This is a genomic window from Micromonospora sp. DT31, from assembly GCF_049841795.1.
Taxonomy (GTDB): Bacteria; Actinomycetota; Actinomycetes; order Mycobacteriales; family Micromonosporaceae; genus Micromonospora.
Genome location: NZ_JBNCKZ010000007.1, coordinates 218104 through 236261 on the forward strand (window position 1 = coordinate 218104; position 18158 = coordinate 236261).

The 18158-nt window shown below is 73.9% G+C and carries 14 protein-coding genes; 6 read left to right on the forward strand and 8 right to left on the reverse strand.

The window, feature by feature from the left end:
- Positions 1-6 precede the first annotated feature (6 nt).
- From folE to ACLQ2X_RS14860, 4 genes are all read right to left on the reverse strand, one after another.
- On the reverse strand, positions 7-624 hold the full coding sequence (gene folE, locus ACLQ2X_RS14845; protein ID WP_425681591.1) for a GTP cyclohydrolase I FolE: 618 nt from the start codon (positions 622-624) through the stop codon (positions 7-9).
- 86 nt (positions 625-710) lie between these two features.
- Positions 711-2720 (reverse strand): ATP-dependent zinc metalloprotease FtsH, encoded by a 2010-nt coding sequence (gene ftsH, locus ACLQ2X_RS14850; RefSeq protein ID WP_425681592.1) that lies wholly within the window; start codon positions 2718-2720, stop codon positions 711-713.
- A gap of 432 nt (positions 2721-3152) precedes the next feature.
- Positions 3153-3728: a hypoxanthine phosphoribosyltransferase gene (gene hpt / locus ACLQ2X_RS14855; protein ID WP_425681593.1), complete on the reverse strand. Its 576-nt coding sequence runs from the start codon at positions 3726-3728 to the stop codon at positions 3153-3155.
- Positions 3729-3827: 99 nt separating this feature from the next.
- Entirely contained in the window at positions 3828-3965 is a 138-nt protein-coding gene (locus ACLQ2X_RS14860) for a hypothetical protein (protein WP_425681594.1), read from the reverse strand.
- Between the two features lie 150 nt (positions 3966-4115).
- Here ACLQ2X_RS14860 and ACLQ2X_RS14865 point away from each other — a divergent pair, with 150 nt between their 5' ends.
- On the forward strand, positions 4116-5075 hold the full coding sequence (locus tag ACLQ2X_RS14865; RefSeq protein WP_425681595.1) for a GlxA family transcriptional regulator: 960 nt from the start codon (positions 4116-4118) through the stop codon (positions 5073-5075).
- A 64-nt stretch (positions 5076-5139) separates the two neighbouring features.
- On the opposite strand, the gene tilS is transcribed toward ACLQ2X_RS14865, so the two are convergent.
- The 3 genes from tilS to dacB form a co-directional block, all read right to left on the reverse strand.
- Positions 5140-6090, reverse strand: a complete 951-nt coding sequence (gene tilS, locus ACLQ2X_RS14870) for a tRNA lysidine(34) synthetase TilS (protein ID WP_425681693.1) — start codon at positions 6088-6090, stop codon at positions 5140-5142.
- Positions 6091-6139: 49 nt separating this feature from the next.
- Positions 6140-7207: a zinc-dependent metalloprotease gene (locus tag ACLQ2X_RS14875; protein ID WP_425681596.1), complete on the reverse strand. Its 1068-nt coding sequence runs from the start codon at positions 7205-7207 to the stop codon at positions 6140-6142.
- Between the two features lie 67 nt (positions 7208-7274).
- Positions 7275-8699 (reverse strand): D-alanyl-D-alanine carboxypeptidase/D-alanyl-D-alanine endopeptidase, encoded by a 1425-nt coding sequence (gene dacB / locus ACLQ2X_RS14880; protein WP_425681694.1) that lies wholly within the window; start codon positions 8697-8699, stop codon positions 7275-7277.
- 453 nt (positions 8700-9152) lie between these two features.
- Between dacB and ACLQ2X_RS14885 the strand changes: the two genes are divergently transcribed.
- Positions 9153-9659 (forward strand): inorganic diphosphatase, encoded by a 507-nt coding sequence (locus ACLQ2X_RS14885; protein ID WP_425681597.1) that lies wholly within the window; start codon positions 9153-9155, stop codon positions 9657-9659.
- 55 nt (positions 9660-9714) lie between these two features.
- Here the strand turns inward: ACLQ2X_RS14885 and eccD are convergent, their stop codons facing one another.
- Complete coding sequence (gene eccD, locus ACLQ2X_RS14890) at positions 9715-11097, reverse strand: type VII secretion integral membrane protein EccD (RefSeq protein WP_425681598.1); 1383 nt, start codon at positions 11095-11097, stop codon at positions 9715-9717.
- A gap of 101 nt (positions 11098-11198) precedes the next feature.
- On the opposite strand from eccD, the gene eccCa reads away from it, so the two are divergent.
- The 4 genes from eccCa to ACLQ2X_RS14910 are packed head-to-tail and all read left to right on the forward strand — an operon-like array spanning position 11199 to position 18144.
- Entirely contained in the window at positions 11199-15137 is a 3939-nt protein-coding gene (eccCa, locus tag ACLQ2X_RS14895) for a type VII secretion protein EccCa (protein ID WP_425681599.1), read from the forward strand.
- Positions 15138-15193: 56 nt separating this feature from the next.
- On the forward strand, positions 15194-16564 hold the full coding sequence (mycP, locus tag ACLQ2X_RS14900) for a type VII secretion-associated serine protease mycosin (RefSeq protein WP_425681600.1): 1371 nt from the start codon (positions 15194-15196) through the stop codon (positions 16562-16564).
- A gap of 29 nt (positions 16565-16593) precedes the next feature.
- Positions 16594-17388 (forward strand): phosphatase PAP2 family protein, encoded by a 795-nt coding sequence (locus ACLQ2X_RS14905; RefSeq protein ID WP_425681601.1) that lies wholly within the window; start codon positions 16594-16596, stop codon positions 17386-17388.
- Positions 17389-17418: 30 nt separating this feature from the next.
- Complete coding sequence (locus tag ACLQ2X_RS14910; RefSeq protein WP_425681602.1) at positions 17419-18144, forward strand: phosphatase PAP2 family protein; 726 nt, start codon at positions 17419-17421, stop codon at positions 18142-18144.
- Positions 18145-18158: the final 14 nt, after the last annotated feature.

Consider the following 18158-nt stretch of genomic DNA (forward strand, 5'->3'; position numbering starts at 1 on the left):
CTCGGGTCAGCGGGCCATGATCAGGGTCATCGCCTCGGCCCGCGACTTGGCGTCCTTCTGCAGACCGCCGCGGACCGCCGAGGTGATGGTCTTCGCGCCGGACTTCTGGATGCCGCGCATGGCCATGCACATGTGTTCGCACTCCAGCACCACGATGACGCCGCGCGGGGCGAGGGTGGACATCAACAGGTCGGCGATCTGCGAGGTGAGCCGCTCCTGCACCTGCGGTCGGCGGGCGAACACCTCGACCAGCCGGGCCAGCTTGGACAGGCCGGTGATCCGGCCGTCCGGCCCGGGGATGTAGCCGATGTGCGCGCTGCCCCTGAACGGCAGCAGGTGGTGCTCGCAGAGGCTCATCACGTCGATGTCCCGGACGAGCACCAGCTCGTCGTGGTTGGCCTCGAACGTGGTGCGGAGGACCTGCGCCGGGTCGACCCGCAGGCCGGCGAAGAGTTCGGCGTACGCGCGGGCGACCCGGGCCGGTGTCTGCTGGAGGCCGTCACGGTCCGGGTCCTCGCCGACCGCGATGAGGATCTCGCGGACCGCCTTCTCGATGCGGGGCAGGTCGACGTTGTCCTCCACCGGGCCGCCGGTCAGTCTGCCGCTGATCAGGCGGGCGGCCACGTAGTCGAGGGCGTCGTCGCCGTCCGGCTCGGTCGCGGAGACGGCCGGCTCCCGTTCGTGGGAGCCGGCCGTCGGGTTGCTGCTGTTCAGTGCGTACCGTCCGAGTTGTTGCTGGGCCAGCCGACCGAGGCGCCGTCGGCCTGGGCCTGCGCCTTCAACGCCTCTTTCTCGGCCGGGGTGAGCACCGGCGGCTCGGTGGAGGGCTGGCGCTTGCCGAAGCCGTGGTAGGGCGCCATCGGCGGACGCTTGACGACCCGGGCGCAGATCCGGGCCATGTCGGCGGTGGAGAGGGTTTCCTTCTCCATCAGCTCCAGGACCATGTTGTCCAGGATGTCCCGGTATTCCACCAGGATCTCCCAGGCCTCGTCGTGGGCCAGCTCGATCAGCGCACGCATCTCGCCGTCGATCTCGGCGGCCACCACGTCGGAGTAGTCCCGCTCGTGGCCCATGTTCCGGCCGAGGAACGGCTCGTCGCCGCTGGTGCCGTACTTGATCGCACCGAGCTTGGAGCTCATGCCGTACTGCGTGATCATCGCGCGGGCCAGTTGGGTGGCCTTCTCGATGTCGTTGCCGGCGCCCGTGGTGGGCTCGTGGAACACCAGTTCCTCGGCCGCCCGGCCGCCGAGCGCGTACGCCAGGGTGTCGATCATCTCGGCCCGGGTCTGGGTGTACTTGTCCTCGGTGGGGAGGACGAGCGTGTGACCCAGCGAGCGACCCCGGGACAGGATGGTCACCTTGTGCACCGGCGCGGCGTGCGGCAACGCCCAGGCGACGAGCGCGTGCCCACCCTCGTGGTACGCGGTGATCTTCTTCTCCTGGTCGCTCATCACCCGGGTCCGGCGCTGCGGACCCGCGATCACCCGGTCGATCGACTCCTCCAGCGAGTCGTTGGTGATCGCCCGCTGTTCCTTGCGGGCGGTGAGCAGCGCGGCCTCGTTGATCACGTTGGCCAGGTCGGCGCCGCTGAAGCCGGGGGTACGCCTGGCGACCGCGTCGAGGTCGACGTCGGGCGCGAACGGCTTGCCCTTGGCGTGCACCCGCAGGATGGCCTTGCGGCCCTCCATGTCGGGGGCGTCGACCGGGATCTGCCGGTCGAACCGGCCCGGGCGCAGCAGCGCCGGGTCGAGGATGTCCGGCCGGTTGGTGGCGGCGATCAGGATGACCCCGCCCTTGGTGTCGAAGCCGTCCATCTCGACCAGGAGCTGGTTGAGCGTCTGCTCCCGCTCGTCGTGACCGCCGCCCATGCCGGCGCCGCGGTGCCGGCCGACCGCGTCGATCTCGTCGACGAAGACGATCGCCGGCGCGTTCGACTTGGCCTGCTCGAACAGGTCACGGACCCGGCTGGCGCCGACACCGACGAACATCTCGACGAAGTCGGAACCGGAGATGGAGTAGAAGGGCACCCCGGCCTCGCCGGCCACCGCGCGGGCGAGCAGCGTCTTACCGGTACCGGGCGGCCCGAACAGCAGCACGCCCTTCGGGATCTTGGCGCCCAGGGCCTGGTATTTCGCCGGGTTCTGCAGGAAGTCCTTGATCTCGTGCAGCTCCTCGACGGCTTCGTCGGCACCGGCCACGTCCGCGAACGTGGTCTTCGGCGTGTCCTTGGTGATCATCTTCGCCTTGGACTTGCCGAAGTTGAGCACCCGGGAGCCGCCGCCCTGCATCTGCGACATGAAGAACAGCAGCAGGAGCACGAGCAGCGCGATGGGAAGCAGGTTCACCAGCAGGCTGACCCAGATGCTGTCCGACGACACCTCGGTGTCGACCGGGCCGGTGATCCGGTCCGCCGCCTCGGCCTCGCGCACCTGGTTCCAGACCTGGCCGCCGACCTCGTACGGGAACTGCGCCTCGATCTTGTCGGTGGTGGTGTCGTCGCCGAACTTGGCCTTGTCCTTCAGGTCGAGCTGGAGCGTCTGCTCCTTGTCCTGGAAGACAGCCTTCTCGATGCCGCCCTTGGTGAGCTGTTCAAGCGCGACGGACGTGTCCACCCGGTGGTAGCTGGGACCAGCGGTGAACAGTTGACTGAGCACAACGGCGCCGAGGATGACCAGGATGATCCAGACCACCGGTCGGCGGAAGAAACGCGTACGTTCCATACTGTCGTCGGGCGCCGAGACGCCCGCATCCTCCTGATCGACGTCCTGACCGTCTGAATGGTGTCGCCGCCTCGGGCGGCGGCCGTGGCCGCCGTGCGGGCCGGCCCGACCCCCGGGGTACGCGAACTCACGCACCACGGTCATTCGACGGTACACCGTGCGCGCGACACGTGAGCTCGCGAGCCCCGCAGTCGGACACATTCGGCATCGCCGTACGACCGTGTGCGGAGCTTGCGAGCCCGCCGCTTACGCGTAGGGCGAAATCGGGTTTGGGCCGGGGTGCCGGGGAGCTCCCACCCGACCCGCTCGTGCCGCACGGTCACGCGGCTCGCCGGGTCGGGCGTGAAGGGTGCCTCCACGTCACCGGTTCCTACCGTAGACCGGGCGGCTGAGAGCCCGCTGAATGTCCGCTGACGAACGCCTCGACGGGGGTCACGCCCGGGCGTACACCTCGGGCTTGAGCACCCCGACGTAGGGCACCTCCCGGTAGCGCTCGCCGAAGTCCAGGCCGTAGCCGACGACGAACTCGGTGGGGATGTCGAACCCGACGTACTTCACCGGGACCTGCACCTTCACCGCGTCCGGCTTGCGGAACAGGGCGACCACCTCGACGCTGGCCGCCGAGCGCGACTCCAGGTAGCGCAGCAGCCAGGACAGGGTCAGGCCGGAGTCGACGATGTCCTCGACCACGACCACGTGCCGGCCGGCGATGTCCCGGTCGAGGTCCTTGAGGATGCGGACCACGCCGGACGAGGTGGTGCCCTGGCCGTAGGACGAGACGGCCATGAACTCCATCTCGGCGGGTGGACCCTGGCGGCCCAGCGCGCGGGCGAAGTCGGCCATGAACATGACCGCGCCCTTGAGCACGCAGACGAGCAGGAGGCCGTCCTCAACGTGCGCGTAGTCCGCCGAGACCTGCTTGGCCAGCTCCGCGGTCTTGTCGCGGATCTGCGCCTCGGAGATGATCACGTGGTCGATGTCGGCGTCGTACCAGGAGCCGTCAGCCATGCTCCTAGCCTGCCGTACGCCAGTTGGCCGCCGTCGGCGGGGCCGCCGCTTTTGGCGCGGTCCCGCCGGGGATTTTTGGCGCGTAGTGAACAAATCACCTCAGCGGGTGCGGGAGCGCCAGCGCTGCCCGTCGTCGCTCGGCTTCCAGTCGGCCGAGTCGTGGGTGTCCGCGGTGAGCCCGAGGGCGCTGGCACCGACGAGCAGGAACAGGAAGAGCAGGAACAGCAGACCGGTCATGACGGCGCTCGCTTTCACGTGGTCGAGACGGTTTTCGCCGCCGGTGCGCACCGGGCACCATCGAGTCTGCGAGCCTTCGATCGATGCGAACAGTGGCAGGAATGTCATTGGGCATCGATTTCCTGCCACCCGTGGGGTTACCCTCGTCACATGCTCCGCTCGGTAGCCGTCATCGCCCTGGACGAGGTCGCCGCGTTCGAACTCGGCGTGCTCGCCGAGGTGTTCGGCACCGACCGCACCGCCGACGGTTTCCCCGGCTACCGGTTCGACGTGTGCACCGCCGACGGCGGGCCGGTGCGCAGCCGCTCCGGCTTCGCCCTGCTCCCCACCGCCGACCTGACCCCGGTCGAGGACGCCGACCTGGTGGCGGTGCCCGCACACGCCGACGGCGCACCGGTGCCCGCGCCGGTGCTCGCCGCGCTGCGCCGCGCCGCCGACCGGGGCGCCTGGCTGCTCAGCGTCTGCGCCGGCGCGTTCGTGCTGGGCGCGGCCGGACTGCTCGACGCGCGCGACTGCACCACGCACTGGCGGTACGTCGACGAACTCCAGCGGCGCCACCCGTCGGCCCGGGTCCGGTGCAACTCGCTCTACGTGCAGGACGGCCGGTTGCTCACCAGCGCCGGCACCGCCGCCGGCATCGACGCCTGCCTGCACCTGGTCCGGCAGGAACACGGCTCGGCGGTGGCGACCCGCCTGGCCCGACGCATGGTGGTGCCGCCACACCGCGACGGCGGCCAGTCCCAGTACGTCGAGGCGCCGATCCCCAAGACACCCGAGGCGCCCACCCTCGAACCGGTACTGGAGTGGCTGATGGGACACCTCGGCCGCCAGGTCACCGTGGACGAGTTGGCCACCCGCGCCGGGATGACCCCGCGCACCTTCGCCCGCCGGTTCCGCGCCGAGACCGGCACCACCCCGCACGACTGGCTGACCAACCAGCGCGTACTGCTGGCCCGGCGGCTGCTGGAGGACACCTCACTGACCGTGGAGAGCATCGCCGGGCAGGCCGGTTTCGGCGACGCGGCGGCGCTGCGGCACCACTTCACCCGCCGGGTCGGCACCACCCCGATCGCCTACCGGACAACGTTCCGCGAACGCGTCGACGCCTGACGTCCGGTCCCCGCCCGAACGATCCTCCCGCCCGAACGACCCTCCCGGCCGGGTCGGTGACCGGTCAGACGGTGAGGTTGCCGCCGTGCCGGCGTACCGGGCGGCCGCCGGGCAGGTGCACCGCACCCTGGCCGTGCCAGTCGGTCACCAGCGCGTCCAGCGCCGCCACGTGCCTGTGGGACAACGCGGCCGGCGCGGCGCCCAGCTCCCGCGCCCAGGCGTGCAGCACCCGGGTGCGGACCGCGGCCGGCAGCGCGGCCAGCCCGTCCACCGACAGCCCGCGCTCCCCGACCCGGACGTCGGCCAGCGCGGCGTCGGCCAGCGCGTCGAGCGCGGCCGTGTCGGCCGCGAGCAGCCGGGCGGTCCGGGCCAGGTTCGCCACCACCCCCGGACCGAGCGCGTCGACGAGCGCCGGCAGCGCGTCCGCGCGGACCCGGGCCCGCGCGTACGCGGGGTCGGCGTTGTGCGGGTCCGCCCACGGGTCGAGCGCGAGCGCCGCGCAGGCGTCCCGGGTGTCCGCACGCGCGACGTCGAGCAGCGGGCGCACCAGGGGCACCCCGTCGAGGTCACGCCGCGCAGGCATCCCGGCCAGCCCGCGCGGCCCGGCGCCCCGCGCCAGGGCCAGCAGCACCGTCTCGGCCTGGTCGTCGCGGGTGTGCCCGAGCAGCACCCCGGCGGCGTCGTGGCGGCGGGCGGCCTCGACCAGCGCCTCGTAGCGGGCCGCGCGGGCGGCCGCCTCGGGCCCACCGGACCGCCCCTGCACCCGCACCGTGAGCACCTCCACCGGGTCGAGCCCGGTCGCGCGCGCCCAGCCGGCGACCGCCTCGGCGCGCGCGGCCGAGCCCGGTTGCAGGCGGTGGTCGACGGTGAGGAGGCCGGCCCCGCGCCCGAGGCGGGGCGCCACGAACGCGGCGGCCGCGGCGAGCGCGAGCGAGTCCGGCCCACCCGAGCAGGCCACCAGCACCGGCCCGGTCCCGGACAGCCCGGTCAGCGCCCGGCGTACGGCCAGCCGCACGGCCGCCACGGACCGAGCGGGTGCCGGCGACCGGGCGGCGGCGGTCGGATCAGCCGGCGGTCGGGGTGGCACCGGCGGGCCCGTGCACCCGGGACACCCAGGCGCCCGGATCACCCAACTCGTTCAGGCGGGGCAGCGTGAGCGGGGACGAGAAGATCCGGTTGAAGCCCGCCATCCCCACCCGGTCGACGACCCCGTGCACGAACGCGCGGCCCTCCGCGTACTGGCGCATCTTGACCTCGATGCCGAGCAGCCGCCGGATCGCCTTCTCCACCGGGTTGCCGGACTCGCGGCGGCGGTTGAACGCCGCCCGGATCGACTCGACGCTGGGGATGACCGCCGGGCCCACGCCGTCCATCACGAACTCGGCGTGCCCCTCCAGCAGGGTCATCAGCGCGGTCAGCCGGTCCAGCACGGCCCGCTGCGCCGGGGTCTGCACGATGTCCAGCACGCTGGCCCGGCTCTCCGGGTCCTTGACCGCGTCGGAGAGCGTCGCGACGCCGCGGCGCAGCCGCTCCAACAGGTGCTCACCCGCCTGCGATGCGTCCGCGAACGCCTGCACCTCGCCGAGGAAGTAGCCGCGCATCCACGGCACCGCGGTGAACTGCGTGCGGTGGGTGACCTCGTGCAGGCAGACCCAGAGCCGGAAGTCACGCGAGTCGGCGCCGAGCTTCCGTTCCACCTCGAGGATGTTCGGCGCCACCAGCAGCAACTGGCCCGGGTCACCGGCGAAGACCTCGTACTGGCCGAGCACCCGGCCGGACAGGTAGGCCAGGATCGTGCCGGCCTGCACACCTGTGAGCCGGGAGCCGATCGCCTCGGTGAGCGCCCCCGGACGCTTGTCGCCGGAGAGCCTCTCGACAAGCGGGCTGACCACCTCACGCAGCCCGGCGATGTTCGCCGCCGCCCAGTCCCGACGGTCGACCACCCGCACCGGCGGATGGGCGACCTGCGGCCGCAGCCCGGTGTAGTCGGCGACGTGACCGGCCGCCTCCTCGGTCAGCCGACGCAGGTCACCGACCACGTCGGTGGCTTCCGCGTACGACACCCGAGGGCCCGACTTGCTCAGCGCCCCCGCTGTCGCGGCGGCCAGATCCCAGTCCACGAACTGCGCCATGGACCCCACCGTACCCGCGCCGCGACACCCCCACCCCGGCTCGCGCCGGCGGATCGACGTCGGTCGGTCAGCGGCAGCCGCACCCGGCCAGCGCGGAACTGATCCGGTCGAGCGCCTGCCGGGTCTCGTCCAGCGACCCCTGGGTCCGGTCGGTGAGCACGGCGAACGTGAGCAGCCGGCCGTCGGCGGTGGTCACCGTCCCGGCGATGGCGTTCACACCGGTCAGGGTGCCGGTCTTGGCCCGCACCACGCCCGCGCCGAGGCGGGTCGTCGGCGCCCGGTAGCGCTCGCCCAGCGTGCCGGACCAGCCACCGACCGGCAGGCCGCCGAAGATCGCGGCCAGCTCGGGGTGACTGCCGTTGCCGGCGACCCTGATCAGGTCGGTGAGCAACGAGGGACTGATCCGGTTGGTGCGGGACAGCCCGCTGCCGTCGGCCAGGCTGATCTCCCCGGCCGGCAGCCCCAACTCGCCGAGCACCTGGTCGGTGCCCGCGGCCCCACCGGCGAACGAACCGGGCTTGCCCTTGGCCAGCGCGACCTGACGGGCCATCGCCTCGGCGATCACGTTGTCGCTGTCGCTGATCATGATGTCGACCAGCCGGATCATCGGCAGGGACTCGACCTTGCCCAGCTCGGCGCCGGGGGCCGTACCCGTCGCGCCGCCGGCCGGCGCGGTGCCCCGCGTCACCTGCGCGGCGCCGCCGGTGAGACCGAGCAGCCTGGCGAACTGCCGGCCGGCGGTCAGGTCGGGCTGCGGCACCCGCTCGGCGGCGTGGTTGGTCTCCTCGGCGGTACGGCGTGCCTCCGCCGGGTCCTTCCGGGCGCCGTCGGTCATCAGCGCGGTGATCGCCGCGCCGAAGCCGCCGGTCGGGATGTCCGCGTCCCAACCCGGCTCGAACACCGGACCGGTGAACAGCGACGAGTCGACGATCACCTTGGTCGGCGCGGTGCCGCCCAGCGCGGCGCGCACCTGGCGGGCCAGGTCGTCCAGGCGGGCCGCGCCCGGGTAGAAGCCGTCCTTGCCCACGGCCAACGTGGGATCACCGCCGCCGACCAGGACCACCTCGCCGGGGTTCGCGCCGGCCACCGCGCGGGTCGGGATGCGGTGGGCCGGGCCGCGCGCCGCGAGCACGGCCACCCCCGTCGCCAGCTTGGTCACCGACGCGGGCACCGTGAGGGCGTCCTGGCCGCGCCCGTAGAGCGCCTGGCCGGTCGTCACGTCCGCCACCGACACGTTCACCCGGTCACCGAGGGCGACGGCGCGTACCAGCGGGTCCAGCGCGGCGCGGATGCCGGCCTCGGTGGGCAGCGGGGCGTTGCCGTCCGGTCCGGCCAGCACGGCCGGTGGGTCGGGCTCGGGCGGCGCGGCGACGGCCGCCCCGCCCCTCTCGTCCACGTCACCGAGCCAACCGGCGACCGGGCCGGGACGCAGCACGGCCAGCCCGGTGACCACAAGCACCAGCGCCACCACGCCGGCGAGCGCGCCGACCAGTGCGCGGCGGCGCGGCGGAGGGCCGGGACGGGGTGGCGGGGCCGTCGGGCCCGGACCGGGCGGGCCCGACGGGGCGGTGGCCGGCTGGTACACCCGTCCCACCGGAGCCGGACCGTCCCCCCGACGGACACCTGCCGCCCTCGGGCCGACGCGGGCCGAGCCGGTGGCCGGTCCCGGACGGCGGGGAACGTTCGCCCCCGGCACGGACACCCGCCCGGTGGCGCCACCGGAGCCGGAACCGACGGACCTCGGCCCGTCAACCCCTTCGGAGCGGTAGTGTGAGTCTTCCCTCCCCACGGGCCCCTCCTCCCCCGCTCGAAATCGCCTTGGGCGACACTACTTCGGTCCGAACACTATGCGGCGGCCGGAGCCGGCGGGGGGCGTTCCTCGCGGGCCGGCAGGCGTGCCGCTGGTTTCCGTTAGCCAGCGTGGGCAAACGAGGGAGCGTGGGAGATGGATTTCGACGTCACGGTTGAGATCCCCAAGGGTCACCGCAACAAGTACGAGGTGGACCACGCGACCGGCCGAATCCGGCTGGACCGCACCCTCTTCACCTCCACGCAGTACCCGGCCGACTACGGCTTCATCGAGGGCACCCTGGGCGAGGACGGCGACCCGCTCGACGCGCTGGTGCTCGTGCCCGAGCCCACCTTCCCCGGCTGTCTGATCCGCTGCCGCACCATCGGCATGTTCCGGATGACCGACGAGAAGGGCGGCGACGACAAGGTCCTCTGCGTCCCCTACGAGGACCCGCGCCAGGAGCACCTGCGCGACATCCACCACCTGGGCGAGTTCGACCGGCTGGAGATCCAGCACTTCTTCGAGGTCTACAAGGACCTGGAGCCGGGCAAGTCGGTCGAGGGCGCCACCTGGGTCGGCCGGGTCGAGGCCGAGGCCGAGATCGTCGCGTCGTACCGGCGGGCCAAGGAGGCCGAGGCGCGCGGCGAGACGCTGCACTGACGAACGCGCTTTCCGAGGGCCCGGGCCGCCACGTGCGGCCCGGGCCCTCGCGTGTTCAGGTGAGCAGGGCACGGGCCCGGTCGTAGAGGTCGAGCACCGCGCAGGCCACCGGGACGACCGCGACCACGAGCGCGGTATCGGTCAGGTCGGCCAACCGACCGAGGTACGGCGAGACCGGACGTCGGGCGTACGTGGCACCGGCGATGGCCGCCATCAGGGCCAGGGCCAGCCCGCCCACGGTCAACGCGAGCCGACCAGCAGGCCCGGCGCGTTCGGCGAGAGCCACTCCGAGCAGGGCGTACCCGGCCAGCCCGGCGGCGACGGCCGGCACCCGGTGCCGGACGGCGACGAAGAGCCGGGAGCGCAGCAGCAGCACCCCGCTGGTGACGGCCGCCAGCACCAGCCCGGCGGTCCGGCCGACGGCGACGAGCACCACGGTGGCCGCCACGGCCAGCACCGCGTGCCCGAGCAGCATGCCGGTCAGCACCTCCTCGGCGCGGGCCACCGCGGCCAGCACCCGCCCGCGGTCCGGCAGGTCTCGGGCACCGGCCGGGCTGGGCAGCGTGAGCGGTGGCAGCGGCAACCTGCCCACCCGGATGGCCAGCAACGGCAGGCCGCCGAGCGCGAACACCAGCACGGCCAGCAGCACGGCCGCGGTGCCGGACGGGCCCAGCAGCAGCCCACCCAGCGCGGCCGCCGTGCCGGCCAGGCCGGTGGTCACCCCGGCCACGAACACCCGGGACCGGCTGGCCACGCCGAGCAGGCCGAGCACCGCCACCAGCAGCAACGCCGACGAGCCGACGAGCAGTTCGGGGGCGCCCAACCAGCGCACGCCCGGCACCGGGCCGACCGGGTCGCCGGAACCGACCGCGAGCGCGCCGGCCGCCGCCGCCCAGGGCAGCGCGTACCCGCCCAGGGTGGTGCCCACCGGGCCGTCGCCGTACGCCCGGGAGGCGGCGGTGGCGGTGAGCACCAGGATCAGGGCGACCGCCGCGGCGAGCGGCCAGTCGCGGTGCCCGGGGCCGGACGCGACCACGGCGAGCAGCCCGACGGCCAGCGGCACCCCGGCGCCGGCCAGCGCGGCCACGCGGGTGGCCCGGCCCGACCAGGCGGCGCCCCGACGCCTGGCGCCGTCGACTATCGCCTCGACCACGTCGTCGTACTCCAGCTCGGGCCACTCGGCGCGGGCCGGTACGAGGTGCAGCACCTCCCCGTCGCGCACACCCTGCGGCAACAGCGCCTGGGCGGTGGCCAGCACCGCGCCGTCGGTGCGTCGCAGCACCCAGCCGCCGTGCCGTTCGCCGTCGTCGGCCAGTCCCTCGCCGGCGTGCCGAAGCACCTCGGGCAGCAACTCGGCCAGGGGGACGTGTTCCGGCAGGGCCACGTCGACCCGTCGCCGGGGCGCGTTGACGGTCACCCGGGCTAGTCCGCTTGTCATCGACGTATCTCCCTATCCGGGGCAACGGTGGGCTGACGGACGAGAGGACTTTACCTACGATGAGCCAGGCTCGGGTTACCGAGAGCCACAGGGAGGCTGGGGTGTCCACTGTCGTCATCAAGCGGCCGCCGCGCCGCCCGGCCCCGGAGATCCCGGTCGGCGAGCTGCCCGTCGAGGCGCCGCCGGAGATCCCCGTCGCGGCCGGGGGGCGTTGGCAGCAGGCGCTGATGGTGCTGCCGATGCTCGGCGGGACGGTCGCCATGGCGATGATGTTCGGCCGGGGCGGCGGGGCGTACTCGTACGTGGTGGGCGGCATGTTCGGTCTCTCCTCGCTGGCCATGCTGGTCACCACGTGGGGCAGCGCCGGGCCGAAGAAGTCGGAGCTGATCGCCGCCCGCCGGGAATACCTGCGGCACCTGGCCACGCTGCGCCGCCGGGTCCGGGACACCGCGGGCGCCCAGCGCGCCGGCCTCTCCTACCGCCACCCCGAGCCGGGACGGCTCTGGTCGACGGTGGACAGTCACCGGGTCTGGGAACGTCGACCCGCCGACCCGGACTTCGCAGTGGTCCGGGTCGGCGTGGGTCCGCAGACCCTGGCCACACCGCTGGTGCCGCCGGTGACCCGGCCGCTTGAGGAACTGGAGCCGATGACGGCCGGGGCGTTGCGGCGCTTCCTGGACGCGTACTCGGTGGTGCCGGACCTGCCGGTGGCGCTGTCGCTGCGCAGCTTCGCCCGGGTGTTCGTGCGCGGCCCCGCCGGTCCGGTCCGCGGCACCGGCTCGCCGGCCGCCCAGGCACTGGCCCGGGCCATGCTCACCCAGCTCGCCGTCTTCCACGCCCCGGACGAGCTGCTGGTCGCGGTCTGCGCCGGACCGGAACGCCGGGACCGGTGGGAGTGGGTGAAGTGGCTGCCGCACGCCCACCATCCGGCGCGCACCGACGCCCTCGGCCCGGTGCGGCTGGTCACCAGCTCCGCCGCCGAGCTGGAGCGGCTCCTCGACGACGTGCTCGGCGCGCGGTCGCGGTTCAGCCCGCACGGCCCGGCCACGGACGGGCCGCACGTCGTGGTGGTCCTCGACGGCGGCGACCTGACCGGCGCCACCGACCTGGCCGGTGACGGCGGGATCGACGCGGTCACCGTGCTGGACCTGGACACCGCGCCGCCCCGGCTGCTCGACCGGTACGCGCTGCTACTCGACCTGGTCGACGGGCGGCTGCACTCGCACTCCGTCGAAGGGCCCGCCGAGGTGGGCGCCGCCGACGCGCTCGCGCCCACCGACGCCGAGGCGGTCGCCAGACGGCTCGCGCCGCTGCGCCTGGCCGGCACCGTACGCGGACCGGACGGGCCGGCCGGCGCCGAGCCCGGCCTGCCCGAGCTGCTCGGCCTCGGCGACCCGGAGAGCTTCACCGCCGAGCAGGGCTGGGCGCCCCGGGCCGCGCGGGACCTGCTGCGGGTGCCGATCGGCGTGGGCGCCGACGGCGGGGCGATCGAGCTGGACCTGAAGGAGTCGGCGCAGGACGGCATGGGCCCGCACGGCCTGCTCATCGGCGCCACCGGCTCGGGCAAGTCGGAACTGCTCCGCACGCTCGTGCTCGGCCTGGCCGCCACGCACAGCTCGGAGCAGCTCAACTTCGTGCTCATCGACTTCAAGGGCGGGGCCACGTTCGCGCCGTTCGAGCGGTTGCCGCACACCGCCGCCGTGATCACCAACCTGGCCGACGCGCTGCCGCTCGTCGACCGGATGGTCGACGCGACAAACGGTGAGCTGATGCGGCGGCAGGAGCTGCTGCGCCGGTCGGGCAACTTCGCCAGCGTGCGCGACTACGAGCGGGCCCGGGCGGCCGGCTCACCACTGGCCCCGCTGCCGTCGCTGCTGCTGATCTGCGACGAGTTCTCCGAGCTGCTCTCCGCCAAGCCCGACTTCATCGACCTGTTCGTGCAGATCGGCCGGCTGGGCCGCTCGCTGGGGGTGCACCTGCTGCTGGCCAGCCAGCGGTTGGAGGAGGGCCGGCTGCGCGGGCTGGACACCCACCTGTCGTACCGGATCGGGTTGCGCACGTTCTCGGCGCTGGAGTCCCGGACGGTGCTCGGCGTGCCGGACGCGTACGAGTTGCCCCGCACCCCCGGGCACGGCTACCTGCGCTCCGGCACCGAACCGCTGATCCGGTTCAAGGCCGCGTACGTCTCCGGTGCGGTGCGCCGCCGGGCCGGCCCGGCGGGCGGGCCGGGGACCGGCGAGGCCCGGGTGCTCAGCTTCTCCACCCACCTGGTCCCGGTGTCCGAGCCGGCCGTACCGGCCGCCCCGCCCACCGAGGAGGACAGCGGCGAGACGCTGCTCGACCTGCTGGTGGACCGGCTGGCCGGGCAGGGTCCACCAGCGCATCAGGTGTGGCTGCCGCCGCTGGACGCCTCACCCGCCCTCGACGAGTTGGTCGGTCCGGTCGGCGTCGACCCGGTCCGCGGCCTCACCGTGGGCAACCCGGAGCTGCACGGTTCGCTCCAGGTGCCGGTGGCGGTGGTGGACAAGCCGTTCGAGCAGCGGCGGGACCTGCTCTGGCTGACGCTTGACGGCGCGGCCGGGCACGTCGCGGTGGTCGGCACCACCCGCAGCGGCCGGTCCAGCCTGCTGCGCACCCTGGTCTGCGCGCTGGCACTCACCCACACCCCGGCCGAGGTGCAGGTCTACTGCCTCGACTTCGGCAGCGGAACGCTCGGCTCGCTGCGCGACCTGCCGCACGTCGGGGGCGTCAGCGGGCGGTCCGACGACACCGCCGTCCGGCGTACCGTCGGCGAGGTCGCCGGCCTGCTCGTGGAACGGGAACGACGCTTCGCCGAGGCCGGCGTGGAGTCGATGGCCGAGTGGCGCCGGCGCCGGGCCGACGGCCTCGACGACCCGTTCGGGGACGTGTTCCTGGTCGTCGACGGCTGGAACACGCTGCGTAACGAGTACGAGGACCTGGAACCGCTCGTCACCGAGCTGGCCACCCGGGGCCTGGCGTACGGCGTGCACGTGGTGGCGACGGCGCTGCGGTGGTCGGACTTCCGCCCGGCGATCCGTGACCTCTTCGGGTCCCGGCTGGAGTTGCGCCTCGGCGACCCGGCCGACTCGGTGGTGGTCAAACGCGCCCTGGCCGACACGGTGCCGGAGAAACGCCCGGGGCGGGGCATCACTGCGGGCGGGCTGCACTTCCTCACCGCCGAACCCCGGGTCGAGACGGTGGGCGCCGAGACAGGTGACCTGGTCAAGGCGGTGGCCGGCGCCTGGGCCGGGCCGGCCGCGCCCAGGGTGCGCCTGCTCCCCCCGGTGCTGCCCTACGCCGAGTTGGACCGGGGTGCGACCACCGGGCTGGCGTTCCCGATCGGCGTGGCCGAGGCGGACCTGTCGCCTGTCGTGCTCGACTTCGCCACCGAACCGAACTTCCTGGTCTTCGGCGACGCCGAGTGCGGCAAGTCGTCGTTCCTGCGCGCACTGGCCACCTCGATCATCGACCGGTTCACCCCGGAGCAGGCCCGGGTGATCCTGGTCGACTACCGGCGCAGCCTGATGGGCACGATCGAGACGCCGCACCTGATCGGCTACGGCACGGCGGCGCCGCACACCACCGACCTGATCGAGTCGGCCGCCGGCTACCTGCAGGGGCGGCAGCCCGGTCCGGAGGTGACCCCGGCCCAGCTACGCGACCGGTCCTGGTGGCAGGGTCCGGAGCTGTTCGTGCTGGTGGACGACTACGACCTGGTCGCCGGCGGTCCGACCAACCCGCTGCGCGCGCTGGAGGACCACCTGCCGCACGCCCGCGACGTCGGGCTGCACCTGGTGCTGGCGCGTCGCACCGGCGGCGCCGGACGGACCGCGTACGAGCCGATCGTGCAGCGGATGCGGGAACTGTCCACAGCCGGGTTGGTGATGTCCGGCGGGCCGGAGGAGGGCGCGCTCGTCGGCCAGGTCAAGGCCGGGCCGCTGCCCCCGGGCCGGGCGCGCCTGGTGACCCGTCGTGGGGGCGTACGCCTGGTGCAGTTGGCGCACCTTCCGCCGTCATGACCGGCTCACCGGAGTAGGCCCGTGACGGACGGGGCAAGCGGTAATCTCCGAGCAGCATGTGTCTGACGCGACGGAACGGCTGGAATGTGACCAGGGATCGGCAGTGGCCAGGCGTGCCGGTGGCCGGGCGTGCGCTCGTCGCCGCGCTGTCCGCACTTGTCACCGTGGCCGCCCCGCTGTCCCTGCCGGCGTCCGCCGCCGCCACGCCGCACCGGGCCTGGGTCGTGCCGGAGCGTGTGCTCCGCGCCGACCAGGTGCGCGACGGGCAGTGGCAGGTGGAGAAGCTGCGGGCGACGACCGCCTGGCGCACCTCGACCGGGCGCGGCGTGGTGGTCGCGGTGATCGACTCCGGGGTGGACGGATCGCACCCTGACCTGGCCGGTCAGGTGCTGCCCGGCCTGGACCTGGTCACCCCGGACGGCACGGACGGCCCGGACCCGGTGGGTCACGGCACCACGGTGGCCGGGCTGATCGCCGGGCGGGCCGACGACAACCGCGGCGTGGTGGGGCTGGCGCCGGACGCCAAGATCCTCCCGGTCCGGGTGCTCGACGCCCGGAACCGCTACGACGACGCGCTGGTCATCGCCACCGCGGTGCGCTGGGCGGTCGACAAGGGTGCCCGCGTGGTCAACCTGTCGCTCGGCGGGGGCGGTGACAGTCCCGCCCTGGCCGCGGCGCTGGACTACGCGTTCGCCCGGGACGTGGTGGTGGTCGCCTGCACCGGCAACCTGGCCACCTCGCCCACCACCACGGTCTGGTACCCGGCCCGGGAGCCGGGCGTGCTCGCGGTCGCCGGGCTGGAACGCGACAACAGTCTCTGGTCCGGTTCGATCACCGGCCACGAGACGGTCCTCAGCGCGCCGGCCACCGCCCTCTACGGCGCCCGCCCCGGCGGCTACTGGCGGGTGCAGGGGACGAGCTTCGCCGCGCCACTTGTCGCCGCGACGGCCGCGCTGGTCCGGGCGCGCTATCCCCGGATGTCGGCCGGGGACGTGGTGAACCGGCTGATCAACACGGGCCGGGACCTCGGCCCGCCCGGCCGGGACGACAGGTTCGGCTACGGCATGGTCGATCCGGTGGCGGCGCTGACCGCCGACGTGCCGACCGTCGACCTCAACCCACTGGACGACAACGCGTCCCCGGGCGTGGTGGGTTTCGGCCCGGCGCCCGGTGACGACCGGGACACCCGGGCCGCGGCGGCCGGGCAGGGCGGCGACCCCCTCGGGCATACGCCGTCGGGCGGTTGGTCGGCCCGCGCGGCCGGGCAGGCGGACGTCTCCGCCCCGGCGCGCCTCTGGACCGGCCTGGCCGTCCTCGTCGTGCTGGTGACCGGCACCGCGCTCACGGTGCGCCGGTCCCGCCGGTTCCGCCGCCGACCCGATACGGCTGCCGGCCCGACCCCGCCGCACAGAAACACGGCGGTCTGACAAACGCTGCGCCTGGGTACGGAACGGTCATGGACACCACCGGGCGGACGACGACGCGGTCCCGGTCGTGGCGTGGCCGCCGCCTCGACCCCGAGCACTCGCTGGGGCTGCGGCTCACCCTGGCCGCCGCCGCGGCGTTCCTGGTGCTGGTGCCGTTCGCCCTGCTCGCGTTGCTGGTGCTGGGCACCTGGCCGCCGCTGCTCCGGCTGGACGCGTCGATCACCGAAGCGTTCCACGGGTACGCGCTGGAGCACCCGGCCTGGGTCGACGGGATGTCCGTGTGGACGCACGTCTTCTCTCCCGGCCCGCTGCGGGTGGTCGCCGCCGGTGTGGTGATCTGGCTGCTGCGGCGCAGGGCTGCCCGGCTGGCCGCCTGGGTGGTCACCACCATGCTTGTCGGCGGGCTGCTCGGCGCGTTGTTGAAGCTCCTGGTCGGCCGGGACCGCCCGGACCTGCTCGACCCGGTGGCCCGGGCCGCCGGCTACTCGTTCCCGTCCGGTCACGCGCTGAACGCGATGTTGGCGGCGGGGGTGCTGCTGTTGGTGTTCCTGCCGTTCACCCGGGACCGCCCGCTCGGCCGGATCGCGCTGTGGGCCGCCGCCGTGCTGGTCACGGTGGTGACCGGGCTCAGCCGCATCGCGTTGGGCGTGCACTGGGCCAGCGACGTGGTGGGCGGCTGGGTCCTCGGGGTGGCGGTGGTCGCGGCGACCACCGCCGGATTCACCACCTGGCGTGCCGGGTTCGGCCGACGGGGCGCCCACCCGCTGCGCGACGGGGTGGAGCCGGAACTGGCCACCCCGGGGCGGGACGGCGACCGGGAGTAGCCGCGTCCCCGAAGGGGTACAGCATCGACCATGTCCGAAGTCGCGGTCCGAGTCGCCCGGCGTGTCCTGCTGCCGCTGGCGGTGCTCTTCGCCCTCATGGTCGGGTTGGGTCTCCTGGTCACCCGGGTGCTTGAGCACACCTGGCCGTTCACCGCCGAGGACGCGGTCAACCGCGAGTTCGCCGGCGACCGGACACCGGGGTGGAACGACGTCTCGCTGGTCTTCAGCACCCTCGCCAGCACCCAGATGATCGTGGTGGTGACGGTGCTGGCGGCGCTTGTGCTGCGGCTGGTGCTGCACCGTTGGCGGGAGCCGCTGTTCCTCTGCGCGGCGGTGACCGCCCAGGCGTTGATCTTCCTGTTCACCACGATGGTGATCGACCGGAACCGGCCGGCCGTCGCGCACATGGACGCCTCCCCGCCGACGTCCAGCTTCCCCTCGGGGCACACCTCCGCGGCGACCGCGCTCTACGTCGGTCTGGCGGTGCTGCTGGCGCTGCAGGTCCGCAGCACCCCGGCGAAGATCGGCTGGTGGTCGCTGCTGGTGCTGGTGCCGCTCGGGGTGGCGCTCACCCGCATGTACCGGGGCATGCACCATCCCAGCGACGTGGTGGCGTCGTTCCTCAATGGCGGCACCTGCGTGGCGATCATGGCGCGGGCGGTCCTCGACCGCACGCTCACCTGGGGCCGTTCCCGGCTGCCGCTGTCCCGCTCCGGCGACGGCGTGACACCGGCGGGAGCAGCGGCCGGAGGCTGAGCGCCGCCGGCCGG

Excerpts from the sequence above, each read along its gene's own strand:
- ftsH (WP_425681592.1), bottom strand. The coding sequence starts at position 2,720 with ATGGAACGTACGCGTTTCTTCCGCCGACCGGTGGTCTGGATCATCCTG.
- hpt (WP_425681593.1), bottom strand. The coding sequence starts at position 3,728 with ATGGCTGACGGCTCCTGGTACGACGCCGACATCGACCACGTGATCATC.
- ACLQ2X_RS14860 (WP_425681594.1), bottom strand. The coding sequence starts at position 3,965 with ATGACCGGTCTGCTGTTCCTGCTCTTCCTGTTCCTGCTCGTCGGTGCC.
- ACLQ2X_RS14865 (WP_425681595.1), top strand. The coding sequence starts at position 4,116 with ATGCTCCGCTCGGTAGCCGTCATCGCCCTGGACGAGGTCGCCGCGTTC.
- ACLQ2X_RS14875 (WP_425681596.1), bottom strand. The coding sequence starts at position 7,207 with ATGGCGCAGTTCGTGGACTGGGATCTGGCCGCCGCGACAGCGGGGGCG.
- ACLQ2X_RS14885 (WP_425681597.1), top strand. The coding sequence starts at position 9,153 with ATGGATTTCGACGTCACGGTTGAGATCCCCAAGGGTCACCGCAACAAG.
- eccD (WP_425681598.1), bottom strand. The coding sequence starts at position 11,097 with ATGACAAGCGGACTAGCCCGGGTGACCGTCAACGCGCCCCGGCGACGG.
- mycP (WP_425681600.1), top strand. The coding sequence starts at position 15,194 with ATGTGTCTGACGCGACGGAACGGCTGGAATGTGACCAGGGATCGGCAG.
- ACLQ2X_RS14905 (WP_425681601.1), top strand. The coding sequence starts at position 16,594 with ATGGACACCACCGGGCGGACGACGACGCGGTCCCGGTCGTGGCGTGGC.
- ACLQ2X_RS14910 (WP_425681602.1), top strand. The coding sequence starts at position 17,419 with ATGTCCGAAGTCGCGGTCCGAGTCGCCCGGCGTGTCCTGCTGCCGCTG.